At 32.5% G+C, this 24,499-nt stretch carries 22 protein-coding genes and 1 pseudogene; 16 read left to right on the top strand and 7 right to left on the bottom strand.

All coding sequences use genetic code 11. The annotated features are described in order from the left end of the window. The first annotated feature begins 7 nt into the window (after positions 1-7). The 7 genes and pseudogenes from H1220_07045 (at position 8) to H1220_07015 (ending at position 5,651) form a co-directional block, all read left to right on the top strand. Entirely contained in the window at positions 8-775 is a 768-nt protein-coding gene (locus H1220_07045) for a ParA family protein (protein QMI85469.1), read from the top strand. Beyond that, complete coding sequence (locus H1220_07040) at positions 765-1,661, top strand: ParB/RepB/Spo0J family partition protein (protein QMI85468.1); 897 nt, start codon at positions 765-767, stop codon at positions 1,659-1,661. Before H1220_07045 ends, H1220_07040 begins: the two co-directional genes overlap by 11 nt. A gap of 9 nt (positions 1,662-1,670) precedes the next feature. Next, positions 1,671-2,077: pseudogene (locus tag H1220_07035) on the top strand (GNAT family N-acetyltransferase). Positions 2,078-2,098: 21 nt separating this feature from the next. Beyond that, the gene (locus H1220_07030; protein ID QMI85467.1) at positions 2,099-2,326 is read left to right on the top strand and encodes a DUF951 domain-containing protein; all 228 of its coding nucleotides are present in this window, start codon (positions 2,099-2,101) and stop codon (positions 2,324-2,326) included. A 13-nt stretch (positions 2,327-2,339) separates the two neighbouring features. Further along, positions 2,340-3,440: a redox-regulated ATPase YchF gene (ychF, locus tag H1220_07025; protein QMI85466.1), complete on the top strand. Its 1,101-nt coding sequence runs from the start codon at positions 2,340-2,342 to the stop codon at positions 3,438-3,440. A gap of 149 nt (positions 3,441-3,589) precedes the next feature. Then, entirely contained in the window at positions 3,590-4,279 is a 690-nt protein-coding gene (locus tag H1220_07020) for a DUF1129 family protein (GenBank protein QMI85465.1), read from the top strand. A gap of 67 nt (positions 4,280-4,346) precedes the next feature. Continuing rightward, positions 4,347-5,651 carry a DEAD/DEAH box helicase gene (locus H1220_07015; protein QMI85464.1) on the top strand — a complete coding sequence of 435 codons (1,305 nt, stop codon included), beginning with the start codon at positions 4,347-4,349 and terminating at the stop codon, positions 5,649-5,651. A gap of 41 nt (positions 5,652-5,692) precedes the next feature. Here the strand turns inward: H1220_07015 and H1220_07010 are convergent, their stop codons facing one another. After that, on the bottom strand, positions 5,693-6,445 hold the full coding sequence (locus H1220_07010; GenBank protein ID QMI85463.1) for a DUF1189 family protein: 753 nt from the start codon (positions 6,443-6,445) through the stop codon (positions 5,693-5,695). A 174-nt stretch (positions 6,446-6,619) separates the two neighbouring features. On the opposite strand from H1220_07010, the gene H1220_07005 reads away from it, so the two are divergent. Beyond that, a complete protein-coding gene (locus H1220_07005; GenBank protein QMI85462.1) occupies positions 6,620-8,473 on the top strand; it encodes a DNA primase in 1,854 nt (617 codons plus the stop codon). A gap of 1 nt (position 8,474) precedes the next feature. Next, entirely contained in the window at positions 8,475-9,593 is a 1,119-nt protein-coding gene (rpoD, locus tag H1220_07000; GenBank protein QMI85461.1) for an RNA polymerase sigma factor RpoD, read from the top strand. A gap of 253 nt (positions 9,594-9,846) precedes the next feature. Here rpoD and H1220_06995 read toward each other — a convergent pair whose 3' ends face one another. From H1220_06995 to H1220_06980, 4 genes are all read right to left on the bottom strand, one after another. Beyond that, entirely contained in the window at positions 9,847-10,470 is a 624-nt protein-coding gene (locus H1220_06995) for a CPBP family intramembrane metalloprotease (protein QMI85460.1), read from the bottom strand. A 79-nt stretch (positions 10,471-10,549) separates the two neighbouring features. Beyond that, positions 10,550-13,117 (bottom strand): penicillin-binding protein, encoded by a 2,568-nt coding sequence (locus H1220_06990; protein ID QMI85459.1) that lies wholly within the window; start codon positions 13,115-13,117, stop codon positions 10,550-10,552. A gap of 48 nt (positions 13,118-13,165) precedes the next feature. Next, positions 13,166-14,440 (bottom strand): replication-associated recombination protein A, encoded by a 1,275-nt coding sequence (locus H1220_06985; GenBank protein QMI85458.1) that lies wholly within the window; start codon positions 14,438-14,440, stop codon positions 13,166-13,168. A gap of 119 nt (positions 14,441-14,559) precedes the next feature. Then, on the bottom strand, positions 14,560-15,297 hold the full coding sequence (locus H1220_06980) for a gamma-glutamyl-gamma-aminobutyrate hydrolase family protein (protein ID QMI85457.1): 738 nt from the start codon (positions 15,295-15,297) through the stop codon (positions 14,560-14,562). A gap of 127 nt (positions 15,298-15,424) precedes the next feature. Between H1220_06980 and H1220_06975 the strand changes: the two genes are divergently transcribed. Further along, complete coding sequence (locus H1220_06975) at positions 15,425-15,841, top strand: hypothetical protein (protein ID QMI85456.1); 417 nt, start codon at positions 15,425-15,427, stop codon at positions 15,839-15,841. Here the strand turns inward: H1220_06975 and plsY are convergent. Beyond that, entirely contained in the window at positions 15,838-16,449 is a 612-nt protein-coding gene (plsY, locus tag H1220_06970) for a glycerol-3-phosphate 1-O-acyltransferase PlsY (protein QMI85455.1), read from the bottom strand. The two genes, H1220_06975 and plsY, sit on opposite strands and share 4 nt — an antisense overlap. Positions 16,450-16,607: 158 nt before the next feature. Here plsY and H1220_06965 point away from each other — a divergent pair, with 158 nt between their 5' ends. Together H1220_06965 and htpX are read left to right on the top strand one after the other, a co-directional pair. Continuing rightward, positions 16,608-17,165, top strand: coding sequence for a LemA family protein (locus tag H1220_06965; protein ID QMI85454.1), 558 nt, complete (start codon positions 16,608-16,610; stop codon positions 17,163-17,165). 9 nt (positions 17,166-17,174) lie between these two features. After that, a complete protein-coding gene (gene htpX, locus H1220_06960; GenBank protein QMI85453.1) occupies positions 17,175-18,065 on the top strand; it encodes a zinc metalloprotease HtpX in 891 nt (296 codons plus the stop codon). Between the two features lie 18 nt (positions 18,066-18,083). Here the strand turns inward: htpX and H1220_06955 are convergent, their stop codons facing one another. Then, on the bottom strand, positions 18,084-18,959 hold the full coding sequence (locus H1220_06955) for an AraC family transcriptional regulator (GenBank protein QMI85452.1): 876 nt from the start codon (positions 18,957-18,959) through the stop codon (positions 18,084-18,086). 214 nt (positions 18,960-19,173) lie between these two features. Here H1220_06955 and H1220_06950 point away from each other — a divergent pair, with 214 nt between their 5' ends. From H1220_06950 to H1220_06935, 4 genes are all read left to right on the top strand, one after another. Beyond that, a complete protein-coding gene (locus H1220_06950; GenBank protein QMI85451.1) occupies positions 19,174-20,454 on the top strand; it encodes an extracellular solute-binding protein in 1,281 nt (426 codons plus the stop codon). 95 nt (positions 20,455-20,549) lie between these two features. Next, a complete protein-coding gene (locus H1220_06945; GenBank protein ID QMI85450.1) occupies positions 20,550-21,443 on the top strand; it encodes a sugar ABC transporter permease in 894 nt (297 codons plus the stop codon). A gap of 12 nt (positions 21,444-21,455) precedes the next feature. Next, entirely contained in the window at positions 21,456-22,280 is an 825-nt protein-coding gene (locus H1220_06940) for a carbohydrate ABC transporter permease (GenBank protein ID QMI85449.1), read from the top strand. Between the two features lie 17 nt (positions 22,281-22,297). Then, positions 22,298-24,493 (top strand): alpha-galactosidase, encoded by a 2,196-nt coding sequence (locus H1220_06935; GenBank protein ID QMI85448.1) that lies wholly within the window; start codon positions 22,298-22,300, stop codon positions 24,491-24,493. Positions 24,494-24,499 lie beyond the last annotated feature (6 nt).

The following is a 24,499-nucleotide window of genomic DNA, read 5'->3' as shown; positions in this document are numbered from 1 at the left end:
GGATAGTATGGGAAAAGTTATTGCAGTTTCAAACCAAAAAGGTGGCGTTGGTAAAACGACAACAGCTATCAATTTAGGTGCGTCCTTAGCTTATTTAGGAAAAAAAGTATTGTTAATTGATAGTGATGCACAAGGAAATGCGACCAGCGGTCTAGGTATCAATAAAGCTGATGTTGAACATAAAGACATATATAGTGTTTTAGTCGATGACTTAAACATCAAAGAAGCTATTTTTGAATCTAGTCGTGAAAATTTATGGGTTGTACCAGCCACTATCAATTTAGCAGGTGCTGAATTAGAATTGTATGCTGTAGAAAGACGAGAACAATTATTAAAAAGAGCTATTCAACCGATTATTGATGAATACGATTATATTTTAATTGATTGCCCCCCTGCTTTAGGAGCATTGACGTTAAATGCTTTTACAGCAAGTGACTCTGTCTTAATTCCTGTACAATGCGAGTATTATGCGTTAGAAGGATTAGGACAATTATGGAATACAATTCGATTGGTGCATCAAAATTTCAATAAAGAATTAAAAATTGAAGGAGTACTTTTAACGATGTTAGATGCACGCACAAATTTAGGTGCAGAAGTAGTTGAAGAAGTACGTAAATATTTTAAAGAAAAAGTGTATGATACGATTATTGTGCGAAGTGTACGCTTATCAGAAGCACCAAGCTATGGACAAGCTATTATTGATTACGACAAACGTTCAAAAGGTGCCAAGCTATATTTAGACTTAGCAAAGGAAGTGTTAGATAATGGCAACTAAAAAAGAGAAACAAACAAAAGGTTTGGGAAAAGGTATTGGTGCTTTATTTTCTAGTCCAATGGAAGATTTTGAGACGATTGATTTAGATAATGAACAAGTCGAAGAAATTTTGTTGAGTGATATTCGTCCAAATCCTTATCAGCCAAGAAAAACATTTGATGAGCAGGCTTTAAATGAATTAGCAGAGTCTATTAAACAAACTGGCGTTTTTCAACCCGTTATTTTAAGAAAGTCAAGTATTAAGGGATATGAGATTGTTGCTGGAGAAAGACGTGTACGTGCGTCTAAATTAGCAGGGAAAGAAAGTATACCTGCGATTGTTAGACAACTTGATGAACCATTGATGATTGAAATTGCTGTGGTTGAAAATTTACAACGCGAAGATTTAAATCCACTAGAAGAAGCTCAAGCGTATCATACATTAATGACAAAATTGTCATTAACACAAGCGCAAGTAGCAGAACGTCTAGGAAAAAGTAGACCGTATGTAGCTAATTACATTCGTTTGTTAGGATTACCTCAAATTGTTAAAGTGATGTTAGAAAATCAAGAGTTGACAATGGGTCAAGCAAGAACACTATTAACCCTTGAAAAAGAGGAAGATATTGTAGCATTAGCCAAAAAGACAATTAAAGAAGGTTTGACTGTTCGTCAATTAGAGGAGATCGTACAAAAAATGTTAGTACCTCAACCTCATACAAAAACGAAAAAACAACGTGAAAGCAGACCGTATTATGTGGTTGAAAGTGAAGAGCGGCTAACGGATAAGTTTGGTACATCTGTACATATTATTGAAAAAGGTAATAAAGGTAAGATTGAAATCGAATATTTATCTAAAGATGATTTAACACGTATTTTAGATATATTAAATATTCAATTTGATTAGGAGAGTATTATATATAAAATAGTGGCATTATCAAATGAAGAAAGTGATATACTTGATGAATTGTTGCAAATATATGATGAACAATATATAACATACAAAAAAATAGGTGACATTCAAATTGGTATGAAACAAGATGATAAATTGATTGCAGGTTTATCGGCAACTTTGACAACATGCCGCATTTATATACCTCGAAAGTTTTTGTTGATGAAGCGTATAGACGTCAAGGATTAGGAAGAATGTTGATGCAAGAAATGGAAACTCGTGCAAAAAAATTAGGTGTCAATATTATTCGACTAGATACATTTAATTGGTAAGGTAGAGATTTCTATTTAGCACTAGATTACGAAGAAGTTGGTTTTTATGAGCAAATAGATGATGCGTACTCAGAGCATTTTTTTGTGAAACGACTATAACAAAAAAGAAAGGTAAAATCTATGGCAGTACAACAAAAGGTTTATGGCTTACATGATATTGTTGAAATGAAAAAGCCGCATGCATGCCAAACGAATCGTTGGGAAATTATTCGTATGGGCATGGATATTCGGATAAAATGTGAACATTGTGGGCATCTTGTGTTAATGCCACGCAATGATTTTAATAAAAAAATAAAAAAAGTATTGGTGAAAGTTGCACCGATACATACACAAACAGTGGAAAAATAAAGGAGAAAAAGAAATGGCTTTAACAGCAGGCATTGTTGGTTTACCAAATGTTGGTAAATCAACACTATTTAATGCAATTACAAAGGCAGGAGTAGAGGCGGCAAACTACCCGTTTGCAACCATTGATCCAAATGTGGGTGTGGTTGAAGTACCTGATTTACGTTTACAAAAATTAACAGAACTTGTTAAACCTAAAAAAACAGTACCGACAACCTTTGAGTTTACAGATATTGCTGGTATTGTACGTGGTGCAAGTAAAGGTGAAGGTTTAGGCAATAAATTTTTAAGTCATATTCGACAAGTAGATGCGATTTGTCATGTGGTGCGTTGTTTTGAAGATGAAAATATTACACACGTTGACGGAAAAGTAGATCCATTAGCAGATATTGAAACCATTAACTTAGAGCTTGTTTTAGCCGATTTAGAAAGTGTAGATAAACGTTTAGCGCGTGTGGCCAAACTAGCAAAATCAAAAGATAAGGATGCCATGATTGAAGCGGATATTTTAACACGTTTAAAATCTGCGTTGGAAGAAGGGAAATCAGCAAGAACAGTTGAATTTGCTGATGAAGAGTTACCGATTGTGAAAGGTTTATTCTTATTGACAACAAAGCCTGTTTTATATGTAGCAAATATTTCAGAAGATGATTTATCTAATGGTGGTACAAATGACTATGTTAAACATGTTGAAGCATTCGCAGAAAGTGAACATGCAGAAGTCGTTGTCGTATGTGCTAGAATTGAAGAAGAAGTTGCAGAATTAGAAGATGATGAAAAAATAGAATATTTAAAAGATTTCGGTATTGAAACGTCAGGATTAGATATTTTAATTCAAAAAGCCTACACATTATTGGGATTAGGCACTTATTTTACAGCAGGAGAACAAGAAGTACGTGCATGGACATTTAAACGTGGTATGAAAGCTCCTCAATGTGCTGGTATTATTCACTCTGATTTTGAGCGAGGTTTTATTCGTGCAGAAACGGTAGCGTATGATGATTTATTACATTATGGAAATATGCAAACAGCAAAAGAAGCTGGACGTGTTCGTTTAGAAGGAAAAGAGTATGTTGTTCAAGACGGGGATATTATGTTATTTAGATTTAATGTATAATCATTATATGAAATAACTGTATGGTCGTATTGTGCTAGGATAATATAAAAAGTAGAAGAAATAAAAAATAAAAAACTTTCTATGGATGGTATTTTAGAACAGTCAAAGAAAGATGATATGCAAACAGATATAAATGGAGGCGAGTAGTAATGGTAGCCAAAAAGAAAGAAGTTATTGAACACATTGATTATGCTAAAGAGAATGTAGTATTGGCGGGACAGTTAACAAAAAGAAATGAACAATACATTCATGATTTAGATAAAGCATTGTCTTTAGCGAATGTATCAGAATTAGACAGACAGCGTTTAGCCTATACAATGATGCAAGAACTTATTCAAAATCAAAAAACAGGTAAAACGGCAAGACAGTTGTATGGAACAGTTGCTGAACAGACAAAACGTATTTTAGAAGGGCCGAAAGAAGATGAAACAAAACCGTCTCCTGACTGGAAATTATTTTTAGACGGTGGACTACTTATGGGGTCATTCTTTATGATTATGACAGGAATTTCTGCTAATAGTCAGTCGTTAGGGATTGTGTCTATGTTGCTTAATTATGTGATTATGGGATTGGCGATGTTAGTATTAACGAAAGCATCTCCTAAGTATCAAGAAATGATGAAAGCATCGACGCATAAATGGGTTGCATTGTTTAAATATTTGATGATTACAATTTTAACGATGTTAATTTGTGTGTCGGGTATTTTTGTCACAAGTTTTATTCCAGCAGTCATCAACCCTGTTTTAGATAAATCTATTTATTTAATCATTGGAGTTATCACATTAGGTGCAAAATTCTATTTGAAGAAAAAATTAAATATTCGTGGTGGACTATTTTAACGAAAAAGTATGCTTGTAAGAATTTCTTACAAGCATACTCATTTAAAAGAGAGATAAGGAGGCATGTATGGAAACTTTTAAGCAATACCATTTTCCAGAATTTATAGAAAAAGCTTTGGAAAAATTAGGGTTTAAAACCCCAACACATATTCAAAAAGAAATTATTCCATTAGTACAACAAGGAAAAAATGTTATTGGACAATCACAAACAGGCTCAGGGAAAAGTCATAGTTTTTTATTACCACTCATTGCTAGTGTGGATGTAAGTAAACCTGATGTACAAGTAGTGATTACCTCTCCAAGTAGAGAGTTGGCTAATCAGTTGTTTAATGTTGCCAAACAGTTAGTTGAAGAAACGGATATTACAATTTCCAATTTTGTTGGTGGTACGGATAAACAACGCCAAGTGGCAAAATTAAATGCTAGTCAACCACATATTGTGATTGGAACACCTGGTCGGATTTTAGATTTAATGAAAGAGCAAGCGTTAAAAGTATATAAAGCGAAAACACTTGTAATTGATGAAGCAGATATGACATTAGATTTAGGTTTCTTACCAGAAGTTGATGAGATTGCTTCTCAATTCCCTAAAGAATTACAAATGCTTGTGTTTTCAGCAACTATTCCACAGAAATTAAAACCGTTTTTAAAGAAATATATGGAAAATCCAGTTGAAGTTAATCTTCAACCAGAAACAATAGTGGCGTCTACTATTCATAATCAGCTTTTGTCGACTAAAGGACAAAATGAATTAGATATTTTATACCAAATTTTAAATATTGGGCAACCTTATTTAGTCATGGTATTTGTGAATACAAAGCAAAAGGCAGAAAAAGTAACGACCACTTTGAGAGAGCGTGGATTAAAAGTAGCCATGATACATGGCGATGTTCCTGCTCGTGAAAGAAAACGATTGATGAAACAAATTCAGCAATTAGATTATCAATATATTGTCGCAACAGATTTAGCAGCAAGAGGTATTGATATTGAAGGTGTTTCACATGTTATCAATATGGATATACCTAAAGATTTAGATTTCTTTATTCATCGTGTGGGACGTACGGGGCGAAATGGATTATCTGGAACAGCCATTACATTTTATGCTCCAGATCAAGATCAGGCAGTACAACAATTAGAAAAACGTGGTGTTCAATTTACACCAGTAGTGTTGAAAGATAACGAGTTAGTTGAAACTTTTGATAGAAATAGACGTGAAAAAAGAGAAAAAATTGTTGAAAAAGAGCATGATACCGTTATTGCAGGTATGGTAAAAAAAGCCAAGCAAAATGTAAAACCTGGTTATAAACGAAAATTAAAAACACAAATTGAAAAACGTGAACGACAAAAACGTAGACAACAAAAAAGAAAATAAAGAGAAAAGTCGGTGTATAGAAAATATACGCCGACTTCTCTTTACAAAATATCTTTTAAAATACGGTGTTGTTGAAAAATAATGTAAGCCGTAGCTAATGCAATACCTATGGAGATATAAATACCAAATAATTCTAATGCAGTCATTATCATATAAGGTAAAGCAGATAAAAATAAACAAACTCTCCATAAATAATCACGTCTTATTTTACGTCTGGTTGTTAAAAAAAACATATTTGACGTTAAACTAAAAACAATATTGTTAACGAGTACCGTCAGTAAAGACGTAAGAATCATTAAAAATGGTACTAGAAGATACAATAAGTATAGACTATTATTAAAACCGTTGATTAGTTGGGTTAACCTATCTTTTGAAAAATCATTTGAAATAGTCATGTTTGAAACATTCATACCGACTGTATAAATACTTAATGTTTTATCATTTAAAATAAGAACCATTGTATTTTTAGAAATAATTGTTTCGATGGTGCTTTTAGAAATACTGTTTTGACTATCATATAAAAAATACACATTATCGGTTTGAATAGCTTGGCTCTTTTTACTTGTTTCATCAATGGCTTGATGATTTTTTAAGTAAAAGTCGGGTAATTGTGACGAAATTTTTGTTAAGTCATTTCTTAGTTGTGTTGTTGTATAAATATTTCTCGCCATACTTGGTAAAGAAATCAATACTGCTAAAAATAGTGTGAGTTGCACAATCATTTTTCTAGGGAGTAATGTTACTTGTAAAAGTAATTTTGGATTTTGAAATGATAAGAGTAGTACTTTTAACACATCAGACCTCCTTCTTTTTTTAACTTCTTTACTATACTTTATTTAGTATGTAATTTCAAATATTTCACTAATGAAATAAGAAAATAATGAGTTGTTGTCTTGCACCAAATACTATTTGATGTTATCATGATAATTGAGTTTTAATGGTCAAAAAATGCTTAAGGTGGGTACAATATGGTTATGATACCTGAAGAAAAGATACTATATATTAAACAGCATACCAATATTGTGGATATTATTGATCAATATGTTTCTTTGAAAAAAAGTGGTAAAAATCATTTTGGTTTTTGTCCATTTCATGAAGAACGTACACCGTCTTTTTCTGTATCCGAAGAAAAGCAAATTTATAAATGTTTTAGCTGTGGTAGAGCAGGAAATGTTTTTTCATTTTTTATGGAAAAGGAAGGAATTACATTTCCAGAAGCTGTTAAGAAAGTAGCTGATTTGAATCATTTACCATTAGAATTACCTGAGGACGTTATAGAGAAAAGTCCAAAAACGAAGCAAATAGATACCTTAAAAGAGATACATCATTTGGCTGCTGATTTTTATCATCATGTACTCGTACATACGAAAGAGGGCGAAGAAGCACTTTCTTATTTATACCAAAGAGGTATTACAGATGAAACCATTCGTACCTTTCAATTAGGTGTTGCACCACATTCAAGAGATCTTTTAACAAAGTTATTGATACAAAAAGGTTATACGAAAGAACTAATGGAACAATCCGGTTTATTTTCCATTTATCAAGAAAGTTTTTTAGATAGATTTTTTGATAGAATAATGGTGCCATTGCGTAACGATAAAGGTGAATGCGTAGCGTTTTCTGGTCGTATTTATTTAGATACGTCCGAACAGGATGATAAAAAAGCACCTAAATATTTAAATAGTCCTGAAACATTGATTTTTCAAAAAAGCGCGTTCTTATTTAATTTAGATTTAGCTAAAGCAAATATACGTAAACAAACAGAGTTTATGCTTTGTGAAGGGTATATGGATGTCATTGCGACGTGGCAAGCGGGTATCACAAATAGTGTAGCATCAATGGGTACGAGTTTGACAGTGGAACAAATCAACATGTTGCAACGATTAGCAAATAAGGTACTAATTGCTTATGACGGTGATCATGCAGGGTTAAATGCAACGGATAGGGCCATTCAACTATTTAGAGAGCATGGTAAATTTGACATTTATGTTTTACCTATGTTGGACGGCATGGATCCAGATGAACTTATTCGTTCAAAAGGGAACCAATACTTTTTAAATTATATTGCTCATGATCAAGAAACAGCTTTTCATTTTTATAAGCGGTTTTACCGAATGCAATATACATTGGATACACAACGTAGCCAAATTGATTACTTAGATGATTTATTAAAACAAGTATTATTTGAAACAAGTTTAACCACACGTGCTATGTACATTCAAGATTTAGCAGATGAATTTCATTTGCCGATGAATGCGTTAAATCAACAATTAGCTGTATTTGAAAAGAAAGAGCGTCAAAAAAATAAAAACAAAGAGCGGTATTATCAAAAAGATGTGTCTATCTTAGATATTTCATTGTTACAACCTAGTCAAACAATTTTAAAAGCTAGAGATAAGGCACAACGACAGTTGCTCTATCGCTTGTTTACAAGTCAAGAGGCTTTTCAAACGGTACAAACTTTACAAGATATTCCATTTTTAGATAATGTCTATCAAAACGTTTATTTGTACTATGTTGACTATAGAAAAACACATCATTTTGATGACAATATTTATGACTTTTTAGATTATGTACCGAGTAGTGAATTAAAAAATACTGTCGCAAGTATACTAACCGATGATTTTCAAGAAACCGTATCTTCAGAGGAAATGCAAGATTTATTAGAGGTTTTGCGAATTGAACAGTTAAAAGATGAGAGAGCGGTCTTAGTTGCTCAGGTGAGCGAAGCTGCAAAATCAGTAAATAAAGATGAAGTCACTCGTTTACTGGAAATGATACAAGTATTGGATAAAAAAATAAATAAAAGGTGGAGAGTGTAATATGGCAGAAAACAAAATAACACAAACAAAGGAAGAAGCTATTGCGTTACTACTTTCAGAAAGAAAAGTGTTTGGAACAGTCACTTATGAAGAGTTAGCCGACCGTATTGCCATTCCTTATGAATTAAACGCTGATGATGTGGATACGCTTATTCAACGTTTTGAAGATAATGCTGTAAGTGTTGTTGATGAAACAGGAAATCCAACTGCTAGACAGTTAGAAAAAGAAGAAGATGAAGTCGTACATTTATTAGAAGATAGTATTCAAGATGATGATTTAGATTCAAGTATTAAAATCAATGATCCAGTCAGAATGTATTTAAAAGAAATTGGTCGTGTGCCATTGCTAACAGCTGATGAAGAAATTGATTTAGCTTTACGTATTGAACAAGGTGATCATGAAGCAAAACAACTTTTAGCAGAGGCAAACTTAAGATTAGTTGTGTCTATTGCGAAACGCTATGTTGGACGTGGTATGCAGTTTTTAGACTTGATTCAAGAAGGTAATATGGGCTTGATGAAAGCCGTTGAAAAATTTGATCATACAAAAGGATTTAAATTTTCTACATATGCAACATGGTGGATTAGACAAGCTATTACACGTGCGATTGCCGATCAAGCTAGAACAATTCGTATTCCAGTACACATGGTTGAAACAATCAATAAATTAGTGCGTATTCAAAGACAACTAGTTCAAGAATTAGGGCGTGAACCATCTCCAGAAGAAATTGGAGCCAAAATGGATTTACCTGCGGATAAAGTAAGAGATATTTTAAAAATTGCACAAGAACCGGTATCATTAGAAACACCTATTGGTGAAGAAGAAGATTCACATTTAGGAGATTTCATTGAAGATGATGGTGCAACAAGTCCAGCAGAGCATACAGCCTATGCTTTATTAAGAGAACAGCTTGAAGAAGTATTAGACACATTAACGGATAGAGAAGAAAACGTACTACGCTTACGTTTTGGATTAGATGACGGTAATGTGCGTACACTAGAGCAAGTTGGGAAAGTATTCGGTGTAACACGTGAACGTATTCGTCAAATTGAAGCAAAAGCATTGCGTAAATTACGCCATCCAAGTCGCTCAAAACAATTAAAAGACTTTTTAGAATAAAATTTCTTCGTCAAATCGTGTTGGTGGATGACATCCTACCAACACGATTTTTTAAATAAAAAGGATTCTCGTTAAATTAAGGTAGTTTGGAGACATGTTTATATTGGTTTATTCAAATAGAGCAATAGAATTTGTATGGTTCAAGTATTATTCTCAGTAGAAAAGTCAATATATAATAGAGGTAAACTAATGCTTACAAATGTTAGTTTACCTCTTTAGTATAGTACTGTAAATTTTTTGATAATTTTATTATTTATAATGGTACGTGATAAAAGACAATAAATGCTAATAAATCAAAAACATAGTGAATCATAAAACTTACCCATATACTATTAGATTTTTTCCAAAAAATATTTAATAGTAGTCTAACTGGAAAAATAGTCAACAAAAGATAAAAATATTGATTATGAAATACTGGTAAATGCCACATCGCGAAAAGAAAAGAAACAATCGTTGTACTCATATAAAAAGGTAGTTTTAAACCAGAAAAAGCAATGAGTAAATTAGTGCTTAAACATTCTTCTCCTATTAGCATAAAAGGAAGTGCATATAAAAGAACTTGCCAAGACAGTTGTGATGAGAAACGATTGATAGGTGGAGTACCAATATATTGACTATATAAATAATGCCCTATATATGCAACAAGAGTTACAAGAAGAATACCACATAGTGTTGATACGATAGAAAATTGTTTAAACTGAGATAAAAAAGCATGCCATGATAATAGTAGACCGATAAGTATGCATAATGTCATGTTCCAAAGAATACTTATATAAGGTTGATAAGGTGTAAAAATAGAAAAAGTATGTAATTGAAGATATGTAAATCCAATTATACAGGTGGATAGCAAAAGTAAAAGATGACGTATTGTTTTCATAATATCTACTCCTATATTATTATAAAAGAAGGTATAGAAGAAGCTACACTCCAAAGATGCAGAGTGTAGCTTTTATATATTAGTTACTAGTACTTCTAAATGTGTAGCGGCTTAAAAAGTCTCTCCAATTTTCTAATGATGTTGATGAATCGGTAGATTCTTCGTCCTGATGTTTTTCTTTTTCAGCCTTTTCACGTTCTTCTTTTTCTTTCTTCTCTTTTTCTTCTTTTTCTTTTTCCTCTTTCTCTTTGTCTCCGTTAATGAGTTTGTTCCAAAAATCTGTTAAATCTTTATCACTTGCCCCCGGTGAGAAATAATAAGAAATAGGGAATGGCGGTCTTGATTTTGAGAATAGATCGACAACTTTTTCTCCTGAAACAGGATGTTGGGAACCATCCGGTGCAGCAATACTTCCCTCTAATGTTCCTGTTGAAGCTAATACAGCTTGTTGTGTAATAGACGGTGGAGCAGGGCTAAATCGTTGTGATGTATCAAAGTATTCAGGTTTTGCCGCTCTCATTGCATTTGCAATATCTGCCCATACTTGTTGTGTTCTCACAGACACATTTCCGTATGCATTATCGATTGGAAAGACGTGTTTGACACCATGATTATTGTCCCAACCAGCCCATTGACCGATAGTAATTTGTGGTGTGCTAATAATAGCCCACATATCTAAGTAGAAATCAGATGTTCCTGTTTTCCCATAAGCTTCTGGGAAAGAGAAATTTAGATATTGTTTAAAGTATTGTGTCGTACCTCCATTGATAGAGTCAGTTAACATACTTCTCATTAAATAAGCTGTATCTTCAGTAAATACTCTATTTTTAGTAGATTGGTGTTCGTAAACGACATTACCTTCTCTGTCTTCAATGCGTTCAATCATATATGCTGGTACATATTCACCGTTATTAGCAAATGTTGTAAAGGCACTTGTTTGTTCTAAAACAGTTGGTCCAGTTGAAAATCCTCCAACAGATGCCGCTTCATTTGCATATTCATTTGCAGGAATAGCTGTAATTCCCATGGCATTCATATATGTATTTGTTTGAATACCTCTTGCAAGCATCGAACCATATAAATGAATAGTTGGATTATTTAGAGATTGTTTCAATGCTTGACGTGCAGAAATAAATTGATTAGATACGCTACCGCTAGCATTTAAAGGGGTCCAGTAAGTACCGTCTTGTTGTAATCTAGAAATTTGCGTATCAGCTAACATCGTTGCTGGATAAATTAAATTATTTTCAATCGCTGGTGCATAAACCAATAAAGGCTTAATTGTAGAACCAGGAGAACGTCTTGTAGCAAATGCGTGGTCAATTTGGGATGTGTTAAAATCTGTTCCCCCGATAAATCCTAAAATTTTACCTGTTTTATTTTCAATAGCAACAGAACCGAGTTGAGGTGGTTCATTTACTGTTGTCGTTTCATTTGTTTCAGGATTTGTGTATGGTGTTTCATAAGTTGGTCCTAATTTTACAGCACTATTTGAAATAGCTGTTTGCATAGCGTTATAAATGTCTTTGTCAATCGTTGAATAGATTTTATAGCCAGATGAAGCTAAAGTATCGGCTGCTCTAAAATAATACTCATTGTATAAGTCAACAGAACTGCTGATTGTTTCCCATGATCTGCCTTCTTTTTCGACTTGCTGTTGCATTAAGATTTCAATGGCTTCTTTATGAATACGTTGATATAAATACGTTTGAGCAGGACGTTGTTTATTTGTTCGTTCGATAAAATCTTGTGAAATATCATAGTTATATGCTTCTTGATAGTCTTGTTCAGAAATGTAACCTTGACGTTTCATAGCATCTAGGACGATTTTCATTTTTTGAATACCGTAAGAAAAATCTTCTTTTTTTGTTCCTGCATTTGTATATGGCGTATAGACATAAGGAGATTGAGGTAAACCGACTAAAAAAGCAGCTTGTGCTAATGTTAAATCTTTGGCAGATTTTCCAAATATACCTTCAGCAGCAGTTTCAATACCGGCAATATTTTGACCGTCACTATTTCTACCAAATGGCGATACATTTAAGTATGCTGTTAAAATTTCGTCTTTTGAAAAATATTTTTCGACACGCATTGCCAATAAAATTTCTTTTGCTTTTCGTGTAAATGTTAATTCATTTGTTAATAATTGCTGTTTAACTAGTTGTTGTGTCAGTGTAGAGCCTCCTGTTTGGCTACTTGCTCCAGACACTTCTTGTAAAGTCGCACGTAAAACGGCTTTAGGTACGATACCATTATGTTCATAAAAATAACTGTCTTCAGTTGCAATAATACCTTTTTTTACGTAATCAGAAATATCTTCTGAAGAAACGATTTTTCGTGTTAAATCGGACTGTACTTCAGAAATCAATTCGCCGTTTTGATAGTATAAGCTAGAAGCTTGATTTAATTGACCTAAACTTGTTTTTAAAGATGTTTCTGAAGGAATATCCGTATGTGAAATAATATTGGCAAAATAACCTAAACCAATCCCTAGTCCACATACACCGAGTAAGACAAGGCCTAGCGTACCAATTAAGATTAGTCTTTGAATGACAGTATAACTAATATTAAAAATAGATTTTCCAGTTTGACTAAATGGACTATTAAAAAATCGTTTGATACGATTAAACAAATTATTTTCGTTCATAAAATACCTCACTTTGCTGACAATTATACCAAAAAAACTTGTTTATGGCTATTCTTTATCAGTTGTTTGATACTGTTTCCAAAGTTGATATAATTGATGCTCATATTTTCCAGTATTACCAGGTACATAGTAAGTTTGATGCTGTAAAGTCGTTGGTAAATATTGTTGAGAAACAAAATGATTTGGATAGTGATGTGGGTATTTATAAGTTAGACCATGCCCACGTTCATTAGCACCTTTATAATGATTGTCTTTTAAATGAGCAGGTATCTCTAGATTTTCAAATAATGCTAAATCAGCCAGTGCCTTATCAATCGCTGTAATACTTGAATTTGATTTAGGTGATAATGCTAAATCAATAACAGCCATAGATAAAGGGATTCTTGCTTCGGGAAAACCTAGTCTTTCTGCTACTTGAACAGCATTGAACGTCCTATCCACAGCTGTAGGGTTTGCCAATCCAATATCCTCGTAAGCAATGACGAGTAATCTTCGAATAATGGATATTAAATCTTGTGATTGAATAAGTCTTGCTAAATAATGCAAAGAAGCATCTACATCGCTACCTCGAATTGATTTTTGAAAGGCTGAAATAGTATCGTAATGAGCATCTCCGTCTTTATCATGTACTAACACTTTTTGTTGTAAGCACTCACTGATAACTTGTGTATCAATATCAATGGTGTTATCAGCATTTTTTTGTGTGGATAGAACTGCTAATTCTAAAGCATTTAAGCATCGACGTAAATCACCATGCGTTGCTGTTGCTAAAAATGTCACAGCATCTTCTGTTATGTTTACGGCATAATTCCCTAAACCGTCTTTAGTATCTGATAAAGTTTTATAAATGGCTTTTTTTATATCTTCTGATGAGAGTGGATATAATTCAAATAGTTGTGTTCTACTACGAATAGCTGGATTAATTGAGATATACGGATTTTCAGTTGTGGCACCAATCAAAATAATAGAGCCTTTTTCTAAGTGAGGAAGTAGAAAATCTTGTTTTACTTTATTTAAACGATGAATTTCATCTAGCAATAAAATAACTGTTCCGCTTAACTTAGCTTCTTCCACAATAACTTCTAAATCTTTTTTGCCGTCTGTTGCAGCATTTAATATTCTAAATGCATATTGTGTTGAACCGGCAATAGCACTGGCAATACTTGTTTTTCCAATACCTGGAGGGCCGTATAAAATCATTGATGATAATCTTTTAGCGTTTACCATACGACGAATGATTTTGTTTTGACCAACGAGATGCTCTTGTCCGACAATATCATCAATATGTGTTGGACGCATCCGAAATGCTAAAGGTTTAACCATGACATACCTCCTATCTTTTCTTGTTAAGTATAACAAATAACCTATAAAAAAACACTTTTATCCTATTGATAAAAAAGAGTTAAACCGAAAGTATCGATTTAACTCACTGGTAGTCTATTTTAGTGTGATGCACACTGTTTAACAAAATCTTCGAATAAGGCACGAGATTGTTCATGATGTTCTTGTAATAAGATTTCAGGGTGCCATTGCACAGCTAATAAGTATTGGCTATTATTTTCCCATTCAAACGCTTCGATAAATCCATCTGGTGAAAAAGCCGTTGCACGTAAAGAGGAACCAAGTGTTTTAACAGCTTGATGATGAAAGGTATTCACATATGTTGTTTCTGTTTGCCAGATACGATGTAATAAACTATCTTTTTCGATAGATAAACTATGTGCAACATAATGAGGATCTGTTTTTTGTAAGTGTTGAATGGTTGAGTTTGTTTGTTTATGAATATCTTGGTAAAGAGAACCTCCTAAAAATACATTTACAAGTTGTAATCCTCTACATATTGCAAAAACAGGTTTATTTTGTTTTAGTGCTTCTTCTAAAAGCGAAAATTCGAATGCATCTCGAATGGGTAAAGTAGTACCTAACTCTAAAATAGGTTCTTCTCCATAATAGCTAGGAGAAATATCTTGACCACCTGCTAAAATCAATCCGTCAATAGCATTTATATAATCTTTTGCATGTTTAGAATCTTGAATGGGTAACATAACAGGAAGTCCACCAGCTTGACAGACACCTTTTACAAAATTGAGGGGTGTATACGCAATCCCTAAATTATTGATCAATGTTGTGTCGTTTGTGAGCTGATTTCCGGCAATGCCAATTATTACTGGTTTTGTCATGGAATGACCTCCTAAATTAAAATAGTATGAGAATATCATACACGATTATAAAAATAATGCAACTAAAGTATGATGAATTGATACAAAAAAAGTGTATACTTTTTAATGAAGAAAGGGAGCGAGAAATATGCAAAATATCAGTCAAGCATTAAATATTGCTTATACACTTAGAGAAAAATTAGTTATAACAAAAAATATATTATCATCCGCGAAAAATTGGGGAATATACGATTTATGGTCTGGTGGTTTTTTCACATCTCTGGTAAAACGTGAAAAAATGGATAATGCTTATAAAGACTTAAAAGAAGTAGAAAAATTATGCAATGAATTATCCTCTTATTTAAATGGAATTACTTTAACACTTAGTCCAAATATGCTCAATGCCGATAAAAATAGAGGGTGGGATATTTGGTTTGATAATCTATTTACAGATTTCAAGGTTCAAAGAGATATTAAAAATACTCTTGAAAAAGTGTGTGATTTGCAAGATGAAGTTGAGGATATTATTGATATTTTAACAGAAAACTTGAAAAAGCAGTCTTAAAATTTAGACTGCTTTTTTTTGTGTTTGTATCCAAAAGGAACTTTTGATTCAGTTTTTTGTCGAATGCGTTCAATATTAGAACGGTGTCGATAAATGATAAATACTGTTAATGAAAAACAAAAAATTGTAAAAATAGTATCTTGTAAAAATAAAGAAGCTAAACTTAATAAAAATGCTGTTAACATACTTGATAAACTAACCATACGTGAAAAGTAGAGTAAGATTAAAAATAATAAAATACCACTTAAAAGAAAAAATGGATAAATGGCAAGGATAACACCTGCGCTTGTTGCTACTGCTTTTCCACCTCTAAAATTGGCAAAAAGAGAAAATGTATGTCCTAAAATAGCAAATAATCCAATGATTAAAGGATTGATATCTGTTTTAATAAAAAAGTTAGCTAATAATGTTGGAATCGTACCTTTTAAGATGTCTATAAGAAGTACAATAATGCCTGCTTTTTTTCCTAAAACACGGAAGGTATTGGTGGAACCACTATTTCCACTGCCGTGTTCTCTAATGTCTATTTGGTAAAAATACTTTCCTATCCAAATACCAGATGGGATAGAGCCCAGTAAGTAGGCTAAAAGAATAAAAATAATGACCATGTAAGGCTCCTTTGCGTCATGATGTGCTGGAATTAGTGTAGCATTTTTTAAATAAAAAGAAAAGTCATACTTCAGTCTTTTGGCTGATGTTATCAAGTCTTTTGAAATGTATACTTGAATAGTATATAATTATAAAAAAAGAAAAGGAGAATATTATCATGGTATGGTTAATTATTTTAGGTATCGTCGCAATCGTTGTTTTGTGGGGTATCGCAACATATAATGGTTTAGTAAAATCAAGAGGTTGGATTAAAGAAGCATGGGCACAAGTAGACGTTCAATTAAAACGTCGTAATGATTTAATTCCAAATGTAGTGTCAACAGTAAAAGGATATGCAAAACATGAGCAAGAAACATTAGAAAAAGTGATTGCTGCACGTAATCAATTAGTGAACATGCAAGGTGCAACACCACAAGAAATTATGGAGACATCTAATCAAATTACAGGTGCATTAAAATCTATTTTTGCATTAAGTGAGTCTTATCCTGAATTAAAAGCAAATCAAAATTTCTTATCCTTACAAGAAGAATTAACAAATACAGAAAATAAAATTGCTTACTCAAGACAACTATATAATTCAAGTGTTGTCAATTACAATATTAAAGTACAATCTATTCCAACAAATATTATTGCTTCTATTGGTGGTTTTAAAGAAGAAAGTGTTCTTGAAACACCACAAGAAGAAAGAAATGTTCCAAAAGTATCATTCGATTAGAGGAAACGTATGTTACATCAACAAATTATACAAAATAAGAGAAAAACAATTCTTGTTTTACTTGTTTATACATTGTTATTTTTAACAGTTGGTATTGCTATTGGATACTTTATGTTTGATGATATTTTAATTGGTACAATAATTGCTACTGTATTAGGTGGCATATATGCTATTGCTATGCTTTCTCAGTCAACGGAAATTGTATTGAAAAGAAATCATGCACATCAAATAACCGAAGAAATGTATCCAATGTTATGGCATATTGTTGAAGATATGGCGATTGTGGCACAAGTACCTATGCCAAGTGTTCATGTCATTCAAGATGATTCACCAAATGCATTTGCTACAGGTATGTCACCAGATAAAGCAGCAGTAGCTGTTACAACGGGATTGTTAAAACGACTAAATCGTGAAGAATTAGAAGGTGTCATTGCACATGAATTTTCACATATCAAAAATTATGATGTTCGTTTACAAACAATTTTAGTTGCATTAGGAACAGCCATTGCATTATTAATTCAATTTAGTTCCTATGGCATGCGATTTGGTGGTAGACATAAGTCTAATAATAATGATAAAAATAGTGTACTCGGTATTGTTTTATTCATTGTGTCGATATTAGCGATTTTTTTAGCACCGTTATTATCAACACTTACGCAATTAGCTTTGTCGAGAAATCGAGAATATTTAGCAGATGCAACGGCGGTTTCGTTTACAAGAAACCCTCAAGGTCTTATATCTGCTTTACAAATTATTTCTCAATCACCTGATATGAAAGGTGTTGACCCACAAAGTGCAGCCTTATATATTGCGTCACCAATACATAAAAAAGAAAAAGATTCTCTGTTTGCGACACATCCGTCAACAGCCAATCGTATTGCTAGATTAAGAAATATGTAATAAAAAGCCCTTTGATAGTCACTGACTGTCAAAGGGCTTTTTCATATGTTGCTGAGATTTTACATAGTCTTTTTTCCATGAGTGTGGAGATTGGTTAAAAAATTTTTTAAAAGCAGCCGAGAAATTAAATTGGTTTGAATAGCCGACAGCTTCTGCGATAGATGCGATACTATCATTTGTGTGTTTTAGTAAATCGCATGAACGAATTAGTCGATAATGTATTAAAAACTGCTGGGGTGTCATGTTCATATTTTCTTTAAATAATCGACTGAAATAAGAGCGATTTAGATGACAATGTGCGGCAATATCCTCAATACAAATATTTTCAGCATAATGCTGTTCAATATATTGGAGTGCTTCGGTAATATATAAATCATTAGCGGTATATTCTGGCACGTTTACTTGATTGGTTGCAAGTGATATGAGAGCATCCATAAAAAGATACACATGTGCAATGATATTGGCGCTGTATAATTGATAATGTTGAAAAATATATTCCATTTCTTTATAGACATCATTTTCAGTAGGTGGTAATGGTTGTGTGAAAATATATTCTGTATCCATTAAATGAGCTTTTTTGAAATAGTGTTCGGCTTTTAATCCGTCTAGTTCAATCCAAATGTATGTCCAAGGATCATCTTTATCGGCTTCGTAGCTACAAATTGTATTTGGAGGAATTAAAAATCCTTGTCCGGCATTTAAATGATATTCTTTTTGTTTTTCTGTTTGGAAAAAGGTACCTTTACCAGAGATAATGTAATGAAATAAATAATGTTGTTTAATAGATGGACCAAAAGAGTGGAGTGGTTCACATGCTTCTTTTCCAAATTGAATTGGATATAAATCAACATAAGAATGATTATTGAAAATGTGAAATGTGGCATTGTTTGACATAGATAATCCCCTTTCTTGAAAACGTTATCTGTAAATAGTATATCATTTATATGAAGATTTGACAAAATATATAAAAAAGAGCATAAAATGGTCTTTGGTCATATATTAGAGTCACGTCATCGTATCGTGTAGAAAGCGTTTTTATATTATAGTAAAGATACAAATAAATGAAATTCTTTGTTTGTAATTTTTAATGAAGTGGAAGGGAAAAATTATGAGAAAAATAATGTCTTATATTGGTGCTATTTCAGCAACAGTTATGTTGGCAGCATGTGGGAATGGTGCACAAAATACATCGAATAAAACAGAATCAGAATCTAGTGGTACAAAATCAGAAATCACTTATGCAATTTGGGATTCAGGACAAGAAAAAGGATTGAGAAAAATTGCAGATAAGTTTGAAGAAAAAAATAAAGATATTAAAGTTAAAATACAAGTAGTGAATTGGGATGCGTATTGGACAATGTTAGAAGCAGGTGCAACAGGAGGCACATTGCCAGATACATTCTGGATGCATTCAAATGAAATTTACCGTTATGGTTCAAATAATATGTTATTGGGTTTAGATGATTATTTAGCAAAAAGTAAAGATGCTAAATTGGAGAATTTTCCAGAGGGGTTAAATAAAATTTATAATGTTGGCGGTAAACAATATGCTGTACCGAAAGATTATGACACGATTGGTCTATGGTATAACAAAAAAATGTTCGATGAAGCAGGCGTTGCTTATCCAGATGAGTCATGGGATTGGAATAAATTATATGAAGTAGCTAAAAAATTAACAAAAGAAGATGGTAGTCAATATGGATTTTTAGCACCTTTACATAATCAAGAAGGTTTTTATAATTTTATTTATCAAAACGATGGAACAGTAATTACACCTGATAAAAAATCAGGGTATGACAATCCAAAAACAATTCAAGCTTTAGAATATTACATGCGTTTTGTGAAAGAAAAATTATCTCCAGAAATTACAGATGACAAAAAACGTGCAGAAGCACTTCAAAATGGTCAAGTTGCTATGGCGTTATTCGGTTCATGGAATTTAAGTTCATTTAATGATAATGAATACATTAAAAATAATTTTGATATTGCTGTATTACCAAAAGGAAACACAGGTAAACGTGTGACAATTTTCAATGGATTAGGAAACGCTATTTCTGCCAACACAAAACATAAAGAAGCATCTTGGAAATGGGTTGAATTTTTAAGTTCAAAAGAAGGTCAAGATATGCAAGCAAGTTTAGGTGTAGCGATTTCTGCTTATAAAGGGGCAGCGACAACTTGGGTAGATTCAAATAAAAATTTCCATATTAAATCCTTTATTGATATGGTAGATGATGCACAAATTAGACCTTATTCTAATTCAACATCAAAATGGGAAGAAAAATCTTATGAATTATTAAAACCTGCTTACTTAGGACAAAAAACAGTTGAAGAAGCATGTAAAGATGTTGCTAAAATGATGAATGAAGAACTTTCTTCTGAAAAATAAGCATAGATAAATATGGAAGAAGACAGCAACTGTTTAAAGTCAATGTCTTCTTCCTTTTTATAACAGGCTTTGTTGAAAGTGAGGAAAAATCGATAATGAAAAAAAGAAATAAAAAGTGGAACGAATACTTTTGGGGATGGTTTCTCGTAGCACCGACAATTATCGGACTAATCATTTTAAATATTATACCTATTTTTGAAACATTACGTATGAGTTTTTTTAAGAGTGGTGATTTTGGGAAAAATAATATTTTTGTTGGATTGGATAATTATAAACGTTTATTTGAAGATACTCAAGTATGGCAAGCAACGTGGAATACAATTCAATATACACTCTTGGTCGTACCGATAACAGTTATCTTTGCTCTTATTTTAGCAACACTTTTAAATTCTAAATTAAAAGGGAAACATGTATATAGAACGATTTATTTTTTACCTATGGTTGCTGCACCAGCTGCGGTTACAATGGTTTGGAAATGGCTTTATAATACTGATTTTGGACTAATCAATTACCTTTTGAAACAAATTGGATTAGGACCTGTGAACTGGGTAGAAGATCCAACGATTGCTATTTATTCAATCGCTATTATTGGTATTTGGAGTACTGTGGGGTATAGCATGATTTTAATTTTAGCTGGTTTACAAGAAATTCCGAAAGACTTCTATGAGGCAGCAAAAATAGATGGTGCAAGTGCCACGAAACAGTTTTTTCATATCACGTTACCACTTGTATCGCCAACCTTATTTTTTGTTGTTGTAACAAGTATTATTCAAGCAATGCAAGTGTTTGATTCAATTTATATGATGGAGAGTGTGACAAGTCCTGCTTATGATAAGACTGTTTCATTAGTTTATTTATTCTATAACAATTCATTTAAATATGCAGATAAAGGCTATGGTTCAGCTATTGTAATGTTGTTATTAGCCATTATTTTGATTATTACAGTTATTCAAATGAAAGCACAGAAAAAATGGGTAAACTATATGTAGAGGAGGTAAATAATGAAAAAATATTATACATCAATACTGACACATGCTTTTTTAATCTTTGTTGCTTTAGGCATGATCGTACCATTTATTTGGATGGTATTGACATCATTTAAAACAGTGACAGAATCTACACAAATGAATCCATTTCAATTATTTCCTAGTCAATTAAGAACAGAGAATTATACAGAAGTCATTCGTTCTAATAATTTTATTATGCTGTATTTTAATACGATTATGATGATGTTATGGAGAATTATTAGTTCTGTTTTATTCAGTGCAATGGCGGCATATGCTTTTGCACGATTAGAATTTCCAGGACGTAATCTGTTATTCGGTTTAGTGCTATTTCAAATGATGGTACCAAGTCAATTATTTGTTATTCCACAATATTTAATGATTAATCAATTAGGTATGCGTAACACAATTTTTGCCTTAGTCTTTCCTGGATTGGTAAGTGCATTTGGTACATTTTTATTAAGACAATTTTTCATGGGATTGCCTAAGGAATTAGAGGAAGCAGCCAGATTAGACGGCTGTAATATTGGACAAACTTTTTTCAAAGTTATGTTACCTTTAGCCAAATCTGGTCTAATTGCACTAGGTATTTTTACAGCATTATTTGCCTTTAAAGATTTATTGTGGCCCTTAATTGTGAATTCTGATGCAAGTGCAGCAACGCTTTCTTCGGCGCTTTCTAAAATACAGGGTGCATACTCTGTGAATTATCCACAGTTGATGGCAGCATCGGTGTTAGCTATTTGGCCAATGGTTATTATTTATATTTTATTTCAAAAACAATTTATTCAAGGGATTGCTACATCAGGTAGTAAATTATAGAGATAAGGAAGAAAAAAATGTCAATTTCTGTTCAGCTAGAAAACAAAGAATTTCATTTATATAATGACGAAATAAGCTATATAATGCATCTTTTACCAAATGGGCATATTGGACATTTGTATTATGGAAAAAGAGTAAGTGAAAAAAAATCATATCAACATTTATTTCAGGGAGTATCAAGACCTTTAGGAGCATGTGTTTTTGATGATGACGACACATTTTCTTTACACTATACAAAACAAGAATATGCTTGTTATGGTACAACGGATTTTGGATTACCAGCTTTTTCATTACGTCAATCAGATGGTAGTACATTATCGGATTTTAAGTATAGAGAGCATCGTGTTTTACAAGGGAAACCGCATATAAAGGGGTTGCCACACACATATACAAATGATGATTTAGAAGCGCAAACATTAGAAATTATTTTAGAAGATAATATCTCAAGTACGATATTGTATTTATATTATACTATTTTTGAAAAATATCCTGTTATTACTAGACATGCCTCATTTGAACAGCTTGGACAAGAAAGTGTATCGATTGAAAAGGCGATGAGTATCTGTTTAGATTTGCCAGATTCTGTATATGAATGGATGCACTTAGACGGTGCATGGGGAAGGGAAAGACATCTCATCACTTCTAAACTTCAATCGGGGAATCAGTCTATTTATAGCTTAAAAGGAGCGAGTAGTTCAGAACATAATCCGTTTATTGCATTAAAAAGACCGTATACAACAGAAGATATAGGAGAAGCCATAGGATGCTCTCTTGTATATAGTGGCAACTTTTATGCAGGAATAGATGTCAAAACACATGGTATCAGTCGTTTGTTAATGGGGATTCATTCAGATTATTTTTGTTGGGAGTTAAAACCTAATGAACGTTTTGATACACCAGAGGTTGTACTAGTTTATTCAGATTGTGGATTAAATAAAATGAGTCAAATTTACCATGCTTTTTATCGAGAACATTTGATAAGAGGTACTTGGAAAGAAAAACCTCGTCCAGTATTATTAAACAATTGGGAAGCGATGTCCTTTGATTTTGATGAATCGAGTATTCTAGCTTTAGTAGATGAAGCAAAACAAGTAGGTATGGAGTTGTTTGTACTAGATGATGGTTGGTTTGGACATCGTAATCATGATGCATCAGGATTAGGGGATTGGACTGTTAATAAAGAAAAATTACCAAATGGCTTAGAGAGTATTATTTCTCATGTTCATTCATTAGATATGATGTTTGGTTTATGGATTGAACCGGAAATGGTTAATAAAGATAGTTTACTTTATCGAGAGCATCCGGATTGGATAGTACATCATCCGAATAGACGACAATCTCCATCAAGACATCAACACACACTTGACTTATCTAGAGAAGATGTCTATCAAAATATTTATAAGCAACTACATACTTTATTATCTACGAACCAAATCGACTATATTAAATGGGATATGAATCGATATATGACTGAAACATATAGTCTATATTATGATGCACGTCATCAAGGTGAACTTTTCCACCGATATATATTAAACGTCTATCGTTTATATGAGGCACTTACAACAGAATTTCCGCATGTTTTATTTGAATCTTGTGCAAGTGGAGGTGCTAGATTTGATGCTGGTATGCTTTATTATGCTCCTCAAACTTGGACAAGTGATAATACGGATGCTATTGAAAGATTGTTTATTCAATATGGGACGTCTATGGTTTATCCGCTTGTCAGTATGGGATGTCATGTGTCGGAAGTACCTAATCAGCAAGTTAATCGTGTAACACCGTTACACACAAGAGCAAATGTTGCTTTTTTTGGTAATTTTGGATACGAATTAGATTTATCTAAATTAACCGTAGAAGAGAAAAATAGTGTGCGAGAGCATATACAATTTTATAAAACATATCGTGATGTTTTTCAAAAGGGAACATTTTATCGTCTGTTATCGCCATATACAGATATAGATACAGCTTGGCAAGTTATATCAGAAGATAAAAAAACAGTAATTGTTGGATATTACCAGCAATTAACGAGAGCAAATAGAGGGTTTAGACGATTTGTTTTAAAAGGAGTATCTCCGGAGAAAATGTATCAATGTCAAAAAGGTGTTTTTTACGGTAATGAACTAATGTGTGTAGGTTTACCAATAGATAATCAAGAGCATGACACAGATTTTTCATCTGTTTTATATGTTTTAAAAGAAATAGAAGAATAAAGGAGT

Source organism: Carnobacteriaceae bacterium zg-84 (assembly GCA_013874835.1).
Taxonomy (GTDB): domain Bacteria; phylum Bacillota; class Bacilli; order Lactobacillales; family Aerococcaceae; genus WM01.
The sequence above is the reverse complement of the archived record's forward strand: the minus strand, read 5'-3'. Positions and strand labels throughout refer to the sequence as shown.

Excerpts from the sequence above, each read along its gene's own strand:
- H1220_07045 (QMI85469.1), top strand. The coding sequence starts at position 8 with ATGGGAAAAGTTATTGCAGTTTCAAACCAAAAAGGTGGCGTTGGTAAA.
- H1220_07040 (QMI85468.1), top strand. The coding sequence starts at position 765 with ATGGCAACTAAAAAAGAGAAACAAACAAAAGGTTTGGGAAAAGGTATT.
- H1220_07030 (QMI85467.1), top strand. The coding sequence starts at position 2,099 with ATGGCAGTACAACAAAAGGTTTATGGCTTACATGATATTGTTGAAATG.
- ychF (QMI85466.1), top strand. The coding sequence starts at position 2,340 with ATGGCTTTAACAGCAGGCATTGTTGGTTTACCAAATGTTGGTAAATCA.
- H1220_07020 (QMI85465.1), top strand. The coding sequence starts at position 3,590 with ATGGTAGCCAAAAAGAAAGAAGTTATTGAACACATTGATTATGCTAAA.
- H1220_07015 (QMI85464.1), top strand. The coding sequence starts at position 4,347 with ATGGAAACTTTTAAGCAATACCATTTTCCAGAATTTATAGAAAAAGCT.
- H1220_07005 (QMI85462.1), top strand. The coding sequence starts at position 6,620 with ATGGTTATGATACCTGAAGAAAAGATACTATATATTAAACAGCATACC.
- rpoD (QMI85461.1), top strand. The coding sequence starts at position 8,475 with ATGGCAGAAAACAAAATAACACAAACAAAGGAAGAAGCTATTGCGTTA.
- H1220_06995 (QMI85460.1), bottom strand. The coding sequence starts at position 10,470 with ATGAAAACAATACGTCATCTTTTACTTTTGCTATCCACCTGTATAATT.
- H1220_06990 (QMI85459.1), bottom strand. The coding sequence starts at position 13,117 with ATGAACGAAAATAATTTGTTTAATCGTATCAAACGATTTTTTAATAGT.
- H1220_06985 (QMI85458.1), bottom strand. The coding sequence starts at position 14,440 with ATGGTTAAACCTTTAGCATTTCGGATGCGTCCAACACATATTGATGAT.
- H1220_06980 (QMI85457.1), bottom strand. The coding sequence starts at position 15,297 with ATGACAAAACCAGTAATAATTGGCATTGCCGGAAATCAGCTCACAAAC.
- H1220_06975 (QMI85456.1), top strand. The coding sequence starts at position 15,425 with ATGCAAAATATCAGTCAAGCATTAAATATTGCTTATACACTTAGAGAA.
- plsY (QMI85455.1), bottom strand. The coding sequence starts at position 16,449 with ATGGTCATTATTTTTATTCTTTTAGCCTACTTACTGGGCTCTATCCCA.
- H1220_06965 (QMI85454.1), top strand. The coding sequence starts at position 16,608 with ATGGTATGGTTAATTATTTTAGGTATCGTCGCAATCGTTGTTTTGTGG.
- htpX (QMI85453.1), top strand. The coding sequence starts at position 17,175 with ATGTTACATCAACAAATTATACAAAATAAGAGAAAAACAATTCTTGTT.
- H1220_06955 (QMI85452.1), bottom strand. The coding sequence starts at position 18,959 with ATGTCAAACAATGCCACATTTCACATTTTCAATAATCATTCTTATGTT.
- H1220_06950 (QMI85451.1), top strand. The coding sequence starts at position 19,174 with ATGAGAAAAATAATGTCTTATATTGGTGCTATTTCAGCAACAGTTATG.
- H1220_06945 (QMI85450.1), top strand. The coding sequence starts at position 20,550 with ATGAAAAAAAGAAATAAAAAGTGGAACGAATACTTTTGGGGATGGTTT.
- H1220_06940 (QMI85449.1), top strand. The coding sequence starts at position 21,456 with ATGAAAAAATATTATACATCAATACTGACACATGCTTTTTTAATCTTT.
- H1220_06935 (QMI85448.1), top strand. The coding sequence starts at position 22,298 with ATGTCAATTTCTGTTCAGCTAGAAAACAAAGAATTTCATTTATATAAT.